Origin of the sequence: Microbacterium sp. 4NA327F11 (genome assembly GCF_005503465.1) — a bacterium.
Taxonomy (GTDB): Bacteria; Actinomycetota; Actinomycetes; order Actinomycetales; family Microbacteriaceae; genus Microbacterium; species Microbacterium ginsengisoli.
The window spans coordinates 85560-99206 of sequence record NZ_SCOB01000004.1 but is presented as its reverse complement, the minus strand read 5'-3'; the positions used below and the strand labels follow the sequence as shown (position 1 = coordinate 99206).

Below are 13647 nucleotides of genomic sequence, written 5' to 3'. Positions count from 1 at the left end.
CAGCCCGCCAGGGCGTCGGCTGCGACCGAACCGGCTCGCCCCAGCGAAGGAGAGAGGCCATGAGCGCACCCGTCCTCGACGTCGTCGCCGCGTCGGACGCCGATGCGATCCGCCTGCAGCAGCGCCTCAGCGATCCGGGCACCGTCGCGACGCTGAACCACCTGCTCGACAACGCCGAGATGGTCGCGGGTCTGCTCGACGTCGTCGCCGGGTTCTTCGCCCACTCCGACAACATCATCGACAACGTGGCCGGCAGCTACCACGAGGCCGTCGCGATGGTCACCGCGAGCCCTGCCGGCAAGCGCGTCGTCGACGCGCTGCCGAAGTTCGTGAAGCTCGCCGACCAGACCCTGCCGCTCGTCGAGCACATCGCCGACGTCGACCTCGTCGAACGGCTGAACCGCTCCGGACTGCTCGATCCCGCCCTGCTCGATCTCACCTGGCGGGTCGCCGAGGGTGTGCACCGGGCACAGCGGCAGGCGACCGAGGAGGCCGACCAGAAGCCGGCGGGACTCATGAAGATCGCCGGGATGGCGAACGACCCCGATGTGCGCCGCGGACTCGTGTTCGCGCTGCGCATCGTGAAGGAACTCGGCCGGTCGCTGCGCGCAGAGGGCGCCGCCGATGATGCCCAGGAAGAGGGGAAGACCGCGTGACCAGTGTGCTGTGGCTCCAAGGCGGAGCCTGTTCGGGGAACACCATGTCGTTCCTCAATGCCGACGAGCCCAGCGTCGTCGACCTCATCGTCGACTTCGGGCTCGAGGTGCTGTGGCATCCCTCGCTCGGCGTCGAGGCGGGCGCGGCGGCGAAGAAGATCTTCACCGACTGCGTCGACGGCACCCGCCCCCTCGACATCTTCGTCTTCGAGGGAAGCGTCATCGAGGGCCCCGACGGCACCGGCCGCTTCGACCTGTTCGCCGACCGTCCGATGAAGGACTGGGTCACCGAGCTCGCGGCCGCGGCATCCATCGTCGTCGCCATCGGCGACTGTGCGGCGTTCGGAGGTCTCCCGGCGGTCGCCCCGAACCCGAGCGGATCGACCGGCCTGCAGTTCCACCGCAAGGCCCGCGGCGGCTACCTCGGCGCCGACTGGGTGTCGAAGTCGGGCCTGCCGGTCGTGAACATCCCCGGCTGCCCCGCGCACCCCGACTGGATCACGCAGATCATCGTCGCCCTCGCCACCGGCCGCGCCGGCGACATCGCCCTCGACGACCTCGGTCGCCCGCAGACCTTCTTCACCCAGTTCGTGCACAACGGCTGCACGCGCAACACGTTCTTCGAGTTCAAGCAGTCCACCCTGGCCTTCGGCGAAGGCACCCGAACGGGCTGTCTGTTCTACGAGTTCGGATGCCGCGGCCCGATGACCCACGCGCCCTGCAACCGCATCCTGTGGAACCGACAGTCGTCCAAGACCCGCGCCGGCATGCCCTGCCTCGGTTGCACCGAGCCCGAGTTCCCCCACGCGGACCTCGCGCCCGGCACCGTGTTCGCCACCCAGCTCATCGCCGGGGCGATCCCGAAGGACCTCCCGCCCGGGGAGGACCACGTCACCTATCTCGCGATGGCTGCGGCGGCACGCATCTCTGCCCCGAAGTGGTCGAAGGAAGACATGTTCGTCGTCTGACGGGCAGGAAGAGGCATCCGGATCATGAGTTCGACCATCGATCTCCACGTCAGCCCCCTCGGCCGCGTCGAAGGTGACCTGGACGTGCGCGTCACGATCGAGGACGGCGTCGTCACCGACGCCTGGACGCAGTGTCAGATGTTCCGCGGGTTCGAGACGATCCTGCGGGGCAAGGACATGCGCGCCGGCCTCATCATGACGCCGCGCATCTGCGGCATCTGCGGCGGCAGCCACCTCTACAAGGCGTGCTACGCGCTCGACACCGCGTTCCAGACCTTCGTGCCGCACAACGCGACGCTCGTGCGCAACATCGCCCAGGCGGTGGAGACGCTGCAGTCGATCCCGCGCTACTTCTACGCGATCTTCGCGATCGACCTCGTCAACGAGAAGTACAAGAGCTCGCCGCTGTACGAGGAGGCCGTGCGCCGGTTCGCGCCGTACGTCGGCACGAGCTACCAGCCGGGCGTCGTGCTCAGCCAGAAGCCGGTCGAGATCTACGCGATCTTCGGCGGGCAGTGGCCGCACTCGTCGTTCATGGTGCCGGGCGGCATCATGGGCGCCCCGACGCTGAGCGACGTGACGCGCTCGGTCGCGATCCTGAAGAACTGGAAGGACAACTGGCTCGAGAAGCAGTGGCTCGGGTCGTCGGTCGAGCGCTGGCTCGAAAACCGCACCTGGGAGGACGTGCTGGCCTGGGTCGACGAGAACGACGCGCAGCGCAACTCCGACTGCGGTTTCTTCATCCGGTTCGCGCTCGACATCGGCCTCGACACCTACGGGCAGGGCTGGGGCAACTACATCGCCTCGGGCACCTACTTCGACCCGGCGTCCTACGACCGTCCGACGATCGAGGGCCGCAACGCGGGACTCATCGTGCGCTCCGGTGTCTACGCGGGCGGCCAGCACTTCGAGTACGACCAGGCACGGGTGTCCGAGGATGTCGCTCACTCGTTCTACCGCGGATCCGACAACGTGCACCCGTTCGACGGCGAGCAGAACGCGATCGACCCGTTCATCGGTGCGAAGGAGGACAAGTACTCCTTCGCCAAGTCGCCCCGCTACGACGTGCCCGGCATCGGACGCCTGCCGCTGGAGGCGGGGCCCCTCGCCCGCCAGATCGTCGCCGGCAAGCCCGCGACATCCGACTTCCAGGACTACGACCCGCTGTTCACCGACGTGCTCGCCAAGAAGGGCCCGTCGGTGCTGGTGCGGCAGCTCGCCCGTATGCACGAGGCGCCGAAGTACTACGAGAAGGTGCTGCAGTGGCTCGGCGAGATCGACCTGCACGGGTCGTTCTACCAGACCCCGGTCGACCCGGTGTCGGCCCGCGGCTACGGCGGCACGGAGGCCGCGCGCGGCGCGCTGCAGGACTGGATCGTCATCGAGGACGGCAAGATCGCGAACTACAACGTGATCACCCCGAGCGCGTGGAACCTGGGGCCCCGCGACAAGGACGCCAACGTCGGCCCGGTCGAGAAGGCCCTCATCGGCACGCCGATCCACAACCCCGAGGATCCGATCGAGCTCGGGCACGTCACCCGCAGCTTCGACGCCTGCATCGTGTGCACCGTGCACGCGTACGACGGCAAGACCGGTCGCGAGCTGTCGTCGTTCGTGATCAACAGCATGGTGTGATGTGACCGGCGCGGGATCGGCTCCGTACGAGCTGCTCGATGAGGTGGTGGGGCCGCGGCTCGACCTCCTGGTGATCGGCTGCGGCAACGTGCTGCGCGGCGACGACGCCGCCGGACCCGTGGTGGTGCGGCGGCTGTGGGAGGCGGGCGCCCTCCCCGAGAGCGTGCGGCTCGCCGACGGCGGCACGAGCGGGATGGATGTCGCCTTCCAGATGCAGCGCGCCGACCGGGTGCTGATCGTGGATGCCGCGAGCACGGGCGCCGAGCCCGGCACGCTGTACGCGGTGCCGGGCGACGTGGTTGCGGGGCTTCCGGCTGCCGGCACGCTGGGCAGCCACGACTTCCGCTGGGACCACGCCATCGCGTTCGCGCGGTGGCTGCTGGGTCCGTACTTCCCCGCCGAGGTCGACGTGGTGCTGATCGAGGGCGCCTCGTTCGGCTACGGCGACGCGCTCAGCCCCGCGGTCGAGCGCGGTGTCGAGCGGGCCGTGGCGCTGGTCACCGAGAGGATCGCCGAGTATGCCTGACGTCGCCGTCGAGACCGTGACGGTCGAGTTCACCGCCGAGGGGCATCTGCGGTTGCCGGCGGCGTTCGCGCGCGCCCATTTCCCCGACGACCGACTGGCGGCGCTGCGCACCGACCCGGCGCACATCGTCATCATGCCGGTCGGGGTCGCCGCCCCGAACGGCATCATGATGAAGCAGCGCAACCTGCTCGGCGACCGCAGCGCGCTGCTGCGCGAGGCCCTCTCGGACGAGTTCCCCGTCGGCCCCGTCGACGCCGAGTGGTCGGCGAAGCGCCGCCGGCTCACCATTCCCGCGGGGGCGACGTCGTGACCGGCATCGCCCGTCCCCAGGCACTGGGCGCGTTCCCGTTCCCCGCGGGTCTTCTGCTGATCGCCGGGGGTGAGGAGACGGATGCCGCGCGCACCGCCCTCGTGCGCGGCATCCTGCCGGAGACGTGGCCGGCCCGCCTCGACGGTGTGCGTCTCGTGCACGAGGGCCGCCTCGACGAGGCCGCCGCCTGGTTCGCGGACTCCGACGACCCGGTCGACAGCTACAACCTGTTCGTGCTCGACCCCGAGCGTGTGAGCCGGTCGGAGGCCGCGGCTGCCGTCGGCGACGACTGGCGCCCGCTCGTCGATCACGTCGCCTACACGGTGGGGCTGACGAGCGTGCCGCCGACGTCGGAGGGGCTCGACGGCGAACTGGCCGCGCTCGTCGGCACCGCGGAGGCCGCCGCCGCCCTCGCCGACGGCGACGAGCCCGTGGCTCTCGCCCACCTGCGGCTCGCCGCCGACGCCGCCCGCGACGTCGCCCCGGCGCTCGCCGGCGTGGTGCTGAGCGAGCTCGCCGGCCGCGGCCACGATCTGGCCGACGCCGAGGAGGCGGTCGCGCTGCTGCGCGGCACCGACCTGCCGGCGGCGGCCGCGGAGGCCTTCTTCCACCGTGCCGGGCTCGTGCACGGCCTCGCGATCGAGGGACGCCGCTCGCTCGGCGACGCGATCGCGGGCTACACGGAGGCGCTGCGCCGGATCGACGAGGTCGGGCAGCGGTCGCTGTTCGCGCGCATCCATCTGAACCTCGGCACCGCCTACCTCGCGGCCCCGATCGTCTCGGACGCCGATCACCTGCGGGTCGGCATCGCCCTGCAGTCGCTGCGCACCGCGGTGCGGCTGCTCGACGAGGAGCGCGACGCCGAGGAATGGGCGAGCGCCCGTCTGAACCTCGCGAACGCGCTCGTCTACGCTCCGTCCGCGAAGCAGCGCGACCACCTCATGGAGGCCGTCGACCTGTACGAGGTGGTGCTGCGCACCCGCTCGCCGAAGAAGGACGCCCTCGGGCGCGCGCGGGTGCTGTCGAACCAGGGCAACGCGCTCGCGCACCTGGGTCTGCTCGGCGATGCGCGCGAGCGCTTCGATGAGGCCGAGTTCCTGTTCGCGTCGAAGGGCGATGAGAGCTCCGCCGCGATCGTGCGCGATCTGCGCGGCAGCCTGATCGCCGTGGGCGCCGACGACTGAGAAGAGGATGCCCCGCATGACCACCATCGCCCCCACCCCCGCCGACGAGACCGTCGACCTCGACGCCGCCGCCACGCGGCTCGACCGGGCCGTCGCGGCCCTCGCCGAGCTGTCTCCCGAGAGCCGCGCGGTCGCGGACGAGTTCGCGCTCGCCGCCGACGCGCTCGCGAAGGACGCGCTGACCACGATCGTGCGCACTCTCCGCGCCGACCCGCGCGGCAAGGAGCTGCTGTTCGAGCTCGTCGACGACCCGGCCGTGCGCATGCTGCTCGGCATGCACGGCATCATCCGCATGCCCGACCCGGCCGGGATCGCCGCTCCCGTCGAGCGGCGACCCGCGTTCGTGAGCCTCGAGGCGATGCTGCGCGGCCCCCGGGCCGTGCCGACCGGCGCCTGCGGGGTCGGCGCGCACGCCTGCGGACCCGAGGGCTGCGGCTGCGGCGCGCACTGAGGTCGACGTGCTCTCCCCGACATCCCCCTCGCTCGAACGCCACGCACTCACCGTGCGCGGCGTGGTGCAGGGTGTCGGCTTCCGGCCGCACGTCGCCCGGGTGGCGGCCGCCTACGGGGTGACCGGCTGGTGCGGCAACGACGACGAGAGCGTCTTCATCGAGGCGCAGGCCACGCGGGGCGCTCTCGGCGCGTTCATCGCCGCGGTGCGGGCCGATGCGCCGGCGCTCGCCGTGGTCGACGACGTCGAGGTGCGCGCGGTCGCGACCATCCCCGACGAGAGCGGCTTCCGCATCGTGCCCTCGCGGCGGGCCGAGGGGGCGCGCACCCTGATCCCCGCCGACGCGGGGCTGTGCGACGACTGCCGCCGCGAGCTGCACGACCCGACCGACCGCCGCTACCGGTACCCGTTCATCACCTGCACGAACTGCGGTCCGCGGCTCAGCATCATCCGCGACCTGCCCTACGATCGCCCGCTGACGACCATGTCGGTGTTCCCGATGTGCGACGCGTGCCGTGCCGAGTACGACGACCCGCTCGACCGGCGCTTCCACGCCCAGCCGATCAGCTGCTGGGAGTGCGGCCCCACGCTCCGCTACGACGAGGACGCCGAACCGGATGCCGCGGCCACCGGGCTCGACGCGATCGACGCCGCCCGTGAGCTGGTGCGCTCCGGGGGCATCCTCGCGGTGAAGGGGCTCGGCGGGTACACCCTCATGTGCGACGCGCGCGACGAGCACGCCGTGTCGCGCCTGCGGGAGCGCAAGCACCGCCCCGACAAGCCGTTCGCAGTGATGGCGGGATCGGTCGCGCTCGCCGCCCAGCTCATCGACCTCGACCCGCGCGCGGGACGGGAGCTGGCGGGACCGGCGCGCCCCATCGTGATCGCCGGGCAGGCCGCGGCATCCGATCTGGCACCGTCGGTGGCCCCCGGGCTCGATCGGGTGGGCGTGATGCTCGCGAGCGCCGCGGTGCACGAGCTGCTGCTCGGCGACGGCGACGTGTGGGTGGCGACGAGCGGCAACGTGTCGGGCGATCCGCTGTTCTTCGACGACGACGAGGCGCGGGCGGGGCTCGCGGGCATCGCCGACGCGTTCGTGTCGAACGACCGGCGGATCCACGTGCCCGTCGAGGACTCCGTGGTGCTCGCCGACCCCGACCGCGACGAGCTCGTGCCGCTGCGGCGCAGCCGCGGCTACGCGCCCCTGCCGGTGCGGCTCGCCTCGGGCGCCGGCGCGGTGCTCGCCGTCGGCGGTGAGCTGAAGAGCACGTTCGCCCTCACCCGTGACGGCATGGCGTTCCTCTCGCCCCACATCGGTGACATGGGGTCGCTGGCCTGCCAGCGCGCGTTCGAGCGCAGCGTCGCCCAGCTCGCGGCCCTGCACCGCCGCGAGCCCGACCTGCTCGTCGCCGACCGGCACCCCGACTACGCGACCACCCGGTGGGCCGAGCGGCACGCCGAGGCCCGCGGCATCCCCCTGCTGCAGGTGCAGCACCACCACGCGCATGCGCTGAGCCTCGTCGCCGAGCACCAGGCCGGCGGTGAGCCCGTCGTCGTCGCGACCTTCGACGGCACCGGGTTCGGCGACGACGGCACGAGCTGGGGCGGCGAGTTCCTCGCGCTCGACGCCCGGCCGCTGCGGTGGGAGCGCGCCGCCCACCTGCGCCCGTTCCGGCTGCCCGGCGGCGACAGCGCGACCCGCAACCCGTGGAAGACCGCCGTCGCCGTGCTCGCCGACTGGGGCATCGACGACACCGGCCTGCCCTGCCTCGACGCCGCCCCGCCCGCCGAGCTCGCCGTCGTGCGCTCGCAGCTCGCCGCGGGCATCGCGTGCCCGACGACCTCCAGCGTCGGTCGCCTGTTCGACGCCGTCGCGTCACTGCTCGGTGTGCGCCACCGGGTGACGTACGAGGCGCAGGCCGCGATGGAGCTGGAGGCCGCGGCATCCGCCTGCCGACACGGCGGCCACGGCGCCGCACCCGACGTCACGCCCGAGACGCTCGTGCGCGAGCTCGCCGACCGGCTGCGCGCCGGCGACGCCGTCGCGTGCCTTGCGCGGCGGTTCCACGACGGCATCGCCATGTGGACCGCCCAGACCCTCGCGCACGTCGCCGCCGCCCGCGGCGCGCGTCTGGTGGGGCTCTCGGGCGGCACCTGGCAGAACCTCGCCCTGCGCACGGCGGTGCGTGCCACGCTCACCGCACTGCAGGTGCCGGTGCTCGTGCACGAGCGCGTGCCGGCCGGCGACGGAGGTCTCAGTCTGGGGCAGGCCTGGGCCGGCACCCTGCTGCTGGAGAGAGGGGAGGACGCACATGTGTCTCGCGATTCCGGGTCGCATCCTGCGACGGTGGGATGAGGGCGGCGCGCTGCTCGCGGAGGTCGACTTCGCGGGCGAGCTGCGCCGGGTGAAGCTGAACTTCCTGCCCGACCTCGAGGTCGGCGACCACGTCATCGTGCACGCCGGCTTCGCGCTCACCAGAGTGCCCGAGGAGCAGGTCGCGCAGGTCATGTCCGCGATGCGCGATGCGGGCCTGCTCGACGAGTTCCCGGCGGTGGCGTCGTGAGTGACGGGCGGGTCGCGGCGGTGCACCTCGCTCGCAGTCGCGCGATCGACGGCGCCCTGTATGTCGTGACGGATGCCGCGGCTCCCGCGCCGTTCGTCGCGGTGCCGACGGCGGGCGCCGAGGCGGTGCTGCGCGCCCGGGTGCGGGCCGGGGACAGCGTCGTGGCCGTGGCGGACTTCCCGGGGCGCGACCGCATCCTGCGCCGTGCGTCGGCGTGGGGCGCGAACGCGATCTGGGTGGGGGAGTCGTCCCGCCCCGACGACGGGCTCGCGACGGTGTGCGTGCCGGGCGACCCGCGGGAACTCCTCGCCGACTGGGCCGAGTCGGCGCCGCGCCTGGCGGCCGACCCGCTCGCGATCGCCCCGGCGATCGTGGAGTGCACCGACGAGGTGTGCATCACCTGCAGCGACGAGGGCCGCCTCGGCGAGGTGGTCGCCGCCCCCGAGGGGCTGTTCGAGCCGGCGCGGGTGCGCACGGCCGATGGCCTTGAAGACGTCGACGTGACGATCGTCGGGCAGGTGCTGCCCGGCGACCTCCTCGTCATCCACGCGGGCACCGCGATCGCCCTGGTCGCCGAGCCCGCATCCCTTCCCCCGATCGGAGACCCCCGATGACCGACCAGGCTGCGCCCCCGCGCTCCAAGAACCGGCTCAACGACAGCGAGGACGACGTCCTCGCCCGCATCGAGGCGTTCCGCCGTCGACGGCCCCGTCTCATCGACGAGTTCGTGACCCTCGCCCACGGCGCCGGCGGCAAGGCGTCCGCGGCGCTCGTCGACGCGGTGTTCTTCGAGGCGTTCGGCTCGCCGACACCGTCCGATCCGGGCGATGCGGCCGTGCTCGAGGTGCCCGCCGGGCGTCTCGCGTTCACGACCGACTCGTACGTCGTCAACCCGATCCGCTTCCCGGGCGGCTCGATCGGCGACCTCGCCGTCAACGGCACCGTCAACGACCTCGCGGTCACCGGCGCCGTGCCGCGGTGGATCACAGCCGCGTTCGTGATCGAGGAGGGCCTGTCGATCGATGTGCTGCGGGAGGTCGCCGCCGACATGCGGCGCGCCGCCGACGCGGCGGGCGTCGCGATCGTCGCGGGCGACACGAAGGTGGTGCCGCGGGGAGCCGCCGACAAGGTCTTCATCACCACCGCGGGGGTCGGTGTCATCCCCGAGGGCCGTGAGCTGGGCGCGCGCCTCGTCGAGCCCGGCGACGCGATCCTCGTGTCCGGACCCATCGGCTCCCACGGCATGGCGGTCATGCTCGCCCGCGGCACCCTGGCGATCGATGCGCCGGTCGCGAGCGACTCACGAGCGGTGTCCGCTCTGGTCGAGGCGATGATGGATGCCGCGCCCGGCACCAGGTGGATGCGCGACGCCACCCGTGGCGGCCTCGGCACGGTGCTCAACGAGCTCGTGCAGGCGGCCGGTCTCGGCGTGATCGTCGACGACGACGCGGTGCCGGTGGAACCCGCCGCGCGCGGCGCGTGCGACATGCTCGGCATCGACCCGCTCTACGTCGCGAACGAGGGCATGTTCGCCGCGATCGTGCCGGCGGCGCAGACGGATGCCGCGCTCGCCGCCCTGCGGTCGCTACCCGGCGGCGCGCAGGCCGCCCGCATCGGCGAGATCGTCGCCTCGCCGTCCGACATCGTCGCCGTGCGCAATGCGTTCGGCGGCACCCGCATCGTCGACATGCTCGTCGGCGATCCGCTCCCGCGGATCTGCTGACCGGCCGCACGGAAAGAAGGAATCCCCCATGTGTCTGGGCATCCCCGGCGAGATCGTCGCCATCGTCGACGACGCCGACGACCTCGCGTCCGTCGAGGTGAGCGGCGTGCGCCGCACCATCTCGACCCGCCTCCTCGCCGATGAGGGGGTGAGGGTGGGGGACTGGGTGCTGGTGCACGTGGGGTTCGCGATGAGCAAGATCGACGAGCGCGAGGCCGACCTCACCCTCGATCAGATCCGGAAGCTCGGTCGCACCTACGACGAGGAGCTCGAGGCCTTCATGGAGACGGAGATCGTCTGATGCGTTTCGTCGATGAGTTCCGCGACCCGGCGGCTGCCCGGTCGCTGCTGACGGTCATCGAGGGCCAGGCCGAGCGCCTCGGTCGCCCGCTGTCGTTCATGGAGGTGTGCGGCGGTCACACGCACACCATCTACCGGCACGGCCTCGAGCACCTGCTGCCGGAGTCGATCCAGCTCGTGCACGGTCCCGGCTGCCCGGTGTGCGTCATCCCGATGGGTCGCGTCGACGACGCGGTCTGGCTCGCGCACCGTCCCGGCGTGATCTTCACGACCTTCGGCGACATGATGCGGGTGCCTGGCACCGAGGGGAGCCTGCTGCAGGCGCAGGCCTCGGGCGCGGACGTGCGGTTCGTCTACTCGCCGCTCGACGCGCTGAAGATCGCGATCGACAACCCCGACAAGGAGGTCGTGTTCTTCGCCGTGGGCTTCGAGACGACGGCCCCCTCCACCGCGGTGACGATCGCGCGGGCGGCGGCCCTCGACGTGCGGAACTTCTCGATCTTCTGCAACCACGTGCTCATCGAGCCGCCGCTGCGCGCCATCCTCGACTCGGCCGACCTCGAGCTCGACGGCTTCATCGGCCCCGGGCACGTCTCGACCGTCGTCGGCACCGAGATCTTCCGGTTCATCCCCGAGGAGTACGGCCTGCCGATCGTGGTGACCGGCTTCGAGCCGCTCGACATCCTGCAGTCGATCGAGATGCTGCTGGCCCAGTACGAGAGCGGGCGCTGCGAGGTCGAGAACCAGTACGCCCGCGTCGTGCGGCCCGAGGGCAATCCCGCCGCCCTCGCCCTCATGCGACAGGTGTTCGCGGTGCGCGAGACCTTCGAGTGGCGCGGGCTCGGCTACATCCCGCGCTCGGGCTACGGCATCCACCCCGACTACGCCCGCTTCGACGCGGAGCAGAAGTTCGCGATGCCGGGCGTGCGGGTCGCCGACCCGCCGGCCTGCGAGTGCGGCAGCGTGCTGCGCGGGGTCATCAAGCCCTGGCAGTGCAAGGTGTTCGGCACGGCCTGCACCCCGGAGACGCCGATCGGCACCTGCATGGTCTCGCCCGAGGGTGCGTGCGCCGCGTACTACAACTTCGGGCGCCTGCACCGCGAGGCCGCGCAGGCGGTGGCGCGGGCGTGACCGCCGCCGGCGAGCGGCTGTTCGCGCGCTACGCGCATCAGCCGAACGAACGCGGGTACTGCGGCCCCGAGGGTGCCGACGGCCTCGCCGCGGTCGCGCGGGTGGAGGCGGCATCCGTCTCGGTGCCCGACGTCGCCCGGCGCTTCTCGGGCGCCTGGCCCTACCTCACGGTCGTGGGCGGTCTGCTGGGCGTCGACCCGCTCGACGAGCGGGCGGTGCGGGCCTACTGGACGGGCTCGGCCGAGGGTGACGCGCTCGACGCCGACGAGGTGTGGCGACGGCTGGTCGCGATCATCGGGCCGCAGGCGGGCTCGTACTGGACACACCTCGACGACCGGCTCGCCGCCGAGGCGGCACCGCACCACGCGTTCCACGTGTTCGGCGTCTACCCGTGGACGCGCCTGCTCGACACGGGGCTTCCCGAGCCCGTGCAGGTGCTCGCCGACTGCAGCGTGGTGCCGGCGCGTGTGCGCGAGGTCGTCGACGACGGATGCCTCGTCGACGCCCCGGCGCTGTACTACGCCGACGGCCGGCTCTCGTGGGGCGAGGCCGCCCCACGCCGGGTGTCGGTGCCGTACGGCGACCTGCTTGCGGGAGGAGATGCGGTCACGGTGCACTGGGACGCCGTGTGCGAGCGCATCGACGACGCGGATGCCGCGGCCCTCGCCGCGCGCCTCGCGTCGCAGCTCGAGCGGGTCAACGCCCGTCTCGCCGCCGCGCTGCCCCGGTGACGGCACTCCGCCGCGCTGCTGCGCTGACGGCGCCGCGCCGACGCGCCGCCGCCCTCAGTGGCCGGAGATGGCGTCCGCGATGCGGGCGACGACCGAGGTGCGCGCCGTGCCCGTCGCCGCCTCGACGCGGTCGGCCGCGCGGTAGGCGGCGTAGAGCCCGCGGACGGCCAGCCACCGCAGCGGCTCGACCTCCCAGCGGTGGGCGCGGTGGTTCACCCACGGCAGGCGGGTGAGTGCGGTGTCGCGACCGAGCACCAGGTCGGCGAGGGTGCGGCCGGCGAGGTTCGTGGCGGTCACCCCGGTGCCGACGTACCCGCCCGCCCAGCCGAGGCCGGTAGCGCGGTCGAACCCGACGGTCGCCGCCCAGTCGCGCGGCACCCCGAGCACGCCCGACCACGCGTGCGCGATCGGCACGCGCACGGCCGCGGGGAAGAAGGTGCGCAGCAGTGCCGTGAGCTGGCGCACGGTGCCCGGCGCGGTGGAGCCGTCGGCATCGACCCGCGAGCCGTAGCGGTACGGCACCCCGCGGCCGCCGAACGCGATGCGATCGTCGGCGGTGCGCTGCGCGTACATGTAGACGTGCGCCATGTCGCCGAGGGTCGCCCGCCCGTCCCACCCGATCTCGTCCCACGCGTCCGCCGGCAGCGGCTCGGTGACGATCATCGACGAGTTCATCGGCAGCCAGGTGCGGTGGGTCGCGGGAAGGCCCGCCGTGAAGCCCTCCGTCGCGCGGATCACGATCGGCGCCCTGACGTCGCCGTGCGCGGTGCGCGCGCGGCCCGGCACGATCTCCTCGACCCGGGTCTGCTCGTAGATCGTCACGCCCCGCCGCTCGACCGCCGCGGCCAGCCCCGCGGCGAGCGCGGCCGGGTCGATGCGCGCGCAGTGCGGATGCCACAGGGACCCGAGCGCCCCGGCGACCCGCACGCGCTCGGCGGTGGCCGCGGCATCCGCCCACTCGAGGTCGGTGTGGGGCCAGGCCGCCTCGGCATCGGCGAACGCGCGCAGCCGCGCGAGCTCGGCGGGCGTGCGCGCGACGGTCAGTTCGCCGCCCTTGTGCGCGCCGATGTCGATGCCCTCACGGGCGGCGACCGCGAGCACCTCGTCGACCGTGTCGTTGAGCGCGCGCTGCTGGGCGATCGCGGCCTCGCGGCCGTGGCTGCGGACGTAGCGCTCGCGGCCGCCCGTCACCGAGTTGGTGAGCCAGCCGCCGTTGCGGCCCGAGGCGCCGTAGCCCGCGAAGCGCTGCTCGATCACCGCGATCCGCAGCGACGGATCGAGGCCCGCGAGCGAGTACGCCGTCCAGAGTCCGGTGTAGCCGGCGCCGACGATGCACACGTCCGCCTCGATCGACCCTGCAAGCGCCGCGCGCGGCGCGGGCGCCCCGCCCCGACGCGCCCACCAGAACGACACCTCACCGTTGCGGGTCATGCCTGCGCTCCCATACCCGCGATCCTAGGCATCCTGC

At 72.9% G+C, this 13647-nt stretch carries 15 protein-coding genes; 14 read left to right on the top strand and 1 reads right to left on the bottom strand.

From position 1 onward, the window contains the following. Positions 1-59: 59 nt before the first annotated feature. From FFS51_RS04170 to FFS51_RS04110, 14 genes are read left to right on the top strand one after another with little or no spacing between them, the layout of a single operon-like run. Positions 60-656, top strand: a complete 597-nt coding sequence (locus tag FFS51_RS04170) for a DUF1641 domain-containing protein (RefSeq protein ID WP_045247831.1) — start codon at positions 60-62, stop codon at positions 654-656. Then, positions 653-1624: an NADH-quinone oxidoreductase subunit B family protein gene (locus FFS51_RS04165; RefSeq protein ID WP_045247832.1), complete on the top strand. Its 972-nt coding sequence runs from the start codon at positions 653-655 to the stop codon at positions 1622-1624. Before FFS51_RS04170 ends, FFS51_RS04165 begins: the two co-directional genes overlap by 4 nt. Positions 1625-1648: 24 nt before the next feature. After that, the gene (locus FFS51_RS04160; RefSeq protein WP_137877616.1) at positions 1649-3259 is read left to right on the top strand and encodes a nickel-dependent hydrogenase large subunit; all 1611 of its coding nucleotides are present in this window, start codon (positions 1649-1651) and stop codon (positions 3257-3259) included. Between the two features lies 1 nt (position 3260). Next, complete coding sequence (locus FFS51_RS14635) at positions 3261-3785, top strand: hydrogenase maturation protease (RefSeq protein ID WP_212742775.1); 525 nt, start codon at positions 3261-3263, stop codon at positions 3783-3785. Beyond that, on the top strand, positions 3778-4095 hold the full coding sequence (locus FFS51_RS14630) for a hypothetical protein (RefSeq protein ID WP_048809026.1): 318 nt from the start codon (positions 3778-3780) through the stop codon (positions 4093-4095). Before FFS51_RS14635 ends, FFS51_RS14630 begins: the two co-directional genes overlap by 8 nt. Then, positions 4092-5279 carry a hypothetical protein gene (locus tag FFS51_RS04150; protein ID WP_137877615.1) on the top strand — a complete coding sequence of 396 codons (1188 nt, stop codon included), beginning with the start codon at positions 4092-4094 and terminating at the stop codon, positions 5277-5279. The genes FFS51_RS14630 and FFS51_RS04150 overlap by 4 nt, the downstream gene beginning before the upstream one ends. Before the next feature lie 16 nt (positions 5280-5295). Further along, positions 5296-5730 carry a NifU-related iron-sulfur-binding protein gene (locus FFS51_RS04145; protein ID WP_137877614.1) on the top strand — a complete coding sequence of 145 codons (435 nt, stop codon included), beginning with the start codon at positions 5296-5298 and terminating at the stop codon, positions 5728-5730. Between the two features lie 7 nt (positions 5731-5737). Further along, positions 5738-8086 (top strand): carbamoyltransferase HypF, encoded by a 2349-nt coding sequence (gene hypF, locus FFS51_RS04140; RefSeq protein WP_048809027.1) that lies wholly within the window; start codon positions 5738-5740, stop codon positions 8084-8086. Then, entirely contained in the window at positions 8043-8294 is a 252-nt protein-coding gene (locus FFS51_RS04135) for a HypC/HybG/HupF family hydrogenase formation chaperone (RefSeq protein ID WP_045247835.1), read from the top strand. The genes hypF and FFS51_RS04135 overlap by 44 nt, the downstream gene beginning before the upstream one ends. Continuing rightward, on the top strand, positions 8291-8908 hold the full coding sequence (locus FFS51_RS04130; RefSeq protein WP_056519404.1) for a hypothetical protein: 618 nt from the start codon (positions 8291-8293) through the stop codon (positions 8906-8908). The genes FFS51_RS04135 and FFS51_RS04130 overlap by 4 nt, the downstream gene beginning before the upstream one ends. Further along, the gene (gene hypE, locus FFS51_RS04125; RefSeq protein ID WP_137877613.1) at positions 8905-10017 is read left to right on the top strand and encodes a hydrogenase expression/formation protein HypE; all 1113 of its coding nucleotides are present in this window, start codon (positions 8905-8907) and stop codon (positions 10015-10017) included. The genes FFS51_RS04130 and hypE overlap by 4 nt, the downstream gene beginning before the upstream one ends. Positions 10018-10045: 28 nt before the next feature. Then, positions 10046-10318 carry a HypC/HybG/HupF family hydrogenase formation chaperone gene (locus FFS51_RS04120; protein ID WP_045247836.1) on the top strand — a complete coding sequence of 91 codons (273 nt, stop codon included), beginning with the start codon at positions 10046-10048 and terminating at the stop codon, positions 10316-10318. Continuing rightward, positions 10318-11448 (top strand): hydrogenase formation protein HypD, encoded by a 1131-nt coding sequence (gene hypD / locus FFS51_RS04115; RefSeq protein WP_056207556.1) that lies wholly within the window; start codon positions 10318-10320, stop codon positions 11446-11448. Before FFS51_RS04120 ends, hypD begins: the two co-directional genes overlap by 1 nt. Then, entirely contained in the window at positions 11445-12179 is a 735-nt protein-coding gene (locus tag FFS51_RS04110; RefSeq protein ID WP_137877612.1) for a DUF6390 family protein, read from the top strand. Before hypD ends, FFS51_RS04110 begins: the two co-directional genes overlap by 4 nt. A 54-nt stretch (positions 12180-12233) precedes the next feature. On the opposite strand, the gene FFS51_RS04105 is transcribed toward FFS51_RS04110, so the two are convergent. Beyond that, complete coding sequence (locus FFS51_RS04105) at positions 12234-13610, bottom strand: NAD(P)/FAD-dependent oxidoreductase (RefSeq protein ID WP_137877611.1); 1377 nt, start codon at positions 13608-13610, stop codon at positions 12234-12236. Positions 13611-13647 lie beyond the last annotated feature (37 nt).

Excerpts from the sequence above, each read along its gene's own strand:
- FFS51_RS04170 (WP_045247831.1), top strand. The coding sequence starts at position 60 with ATGAGCGCACCCGTCCTCGACGTCGTCGCCGCGTCGGACGCCGATGCG.
- FFS51_RS04160 (WP_137877616.1), top strand. The coding sequence starts at position 1,649 with ATGAGTTCGACCATCGATCTCCACGTCAGCCCCCTCGGCCGCGTCGAA.
- FFS51_RS14630 (WP_048809026.1), top strand. The coding sequence starts at position 3,778 with ATGCCTGACGTCGCCGTCGAGACCGTGACGGTCGAGTTCACCGCCGAG.
- FFS51_RS04145 (WP_137877614.1), top strand. The coding sequence starts at position 5,296 with ATGACCACCATCGCCCCCACCCCCGCCGACGAGACCGTCGACCTCGAC.
- FFS51_RS04135 (WP_045247835.1), top strand. The coding sequence starts at position 8,043 with ATGTGTCTCGCGATTCCGGGTCGCATCCTGCGACGGTGGGATGAGGGC.
- hypE (WP_137877613.1), top strand. The coding sequence starts at position 8,905 with ATGACCGACCAGGCTGCGCCCCCGCGCTCCAAGAACCGGCTCAACGAC.
- FFS51_RS04120 (WP_045247836.1), top strand. The coding sequence starts at position 10,046 with ATGTGTCTGGGCATCCCCGGCGAGATCGTCGCCATCGTCGACGACGCC.
- hypD (WP_056207556.1), top strand. The coding sequence starts at position 10,318 with ATGCGTTTCGTCGATGAGTTCCGCGACCCGGCGGCTGCCCGGTCGCTG.
- FFS51_RS04105 (WP_137877611.1), bottom strand. The coding sequence starts at position 13,610 with ATGACCCGCAACGGTGAGGTGTCGTTCTGGTGGGCGCGTCGGGGCGGG.